The sequence below is a fragment of the Sunxiuqinia dokdonensis genome, from assembly GCF_001270965.1.
Classification (GTDB): domain Bacteria; phylum Bacteroidota; class Bacteroidia; order Bacteroidales; family Prolixibacteraceae; genus Sunxiuqinia; species Sunxiuqinia dokdonensis.
Window position 1 is genome coordinate 1 of sequence record NZ_LGIA01000121.1, and the last position, 527, is coordinate 527.

1 protein-coding gene is annotated in these 527 nt (G+C 35.3%); it reads left to right on the top strand.

Annotated elements, in window-relative coordinates; genetic code table 11:
* The coding region (locus NC99_RS07665; protein WP_157624652.1) for a tyrosine-type recombinase/integrase at window positions 1–445 on the top strand (445 nt) is incomplete at its 5' end.
* Window positions 446–527 lie beyond the last annotated feature (82 nt).

A 527-nucleotide genomic window follows, 5' to 3' on the forward strand; every position in this document is an offset into this window, starting at 1 on the left:
AGGCAAATGTAGCATTTCCAAGTTATTAAACCTAAAACTACAGCACATTGATACCAAACGGGGGATGATTTCAATTATTAATGCCAAAGGGAAAAAAGACCGGTCGATACCCATCAGCAAGCGCTGGCTCGATAAAGTAAAGCCTTATTATTTTGCCTACAAACCAAACACGTATTTAATTGAAGGCCAATTTGCAGGTAAAAGTATTGCTGCTGCGAGCCTGCAACAAGTATTTGAAAATACGTTAAAAAAAAGTAACATTACCAAACCTTATACGATTCATTGTTTGCGCCATAGTTTTGCCACACATTTACTTGAAAACGGGACCGATTTGAGATACATACAGGAACTATTAGGACATAAATCGAGCAAAACAACGGAGATTTACACACACGTGAGTAACGAAAGTTTAAAAAATATAAAAAATCCTTTTGATGACCTGTAAGTATAAAAAGGAAAAACCTTACAATGATTACTGTATTTGGAAATATTATCAGGTTTTTCCTGACAGACAACAGAGTTGAACT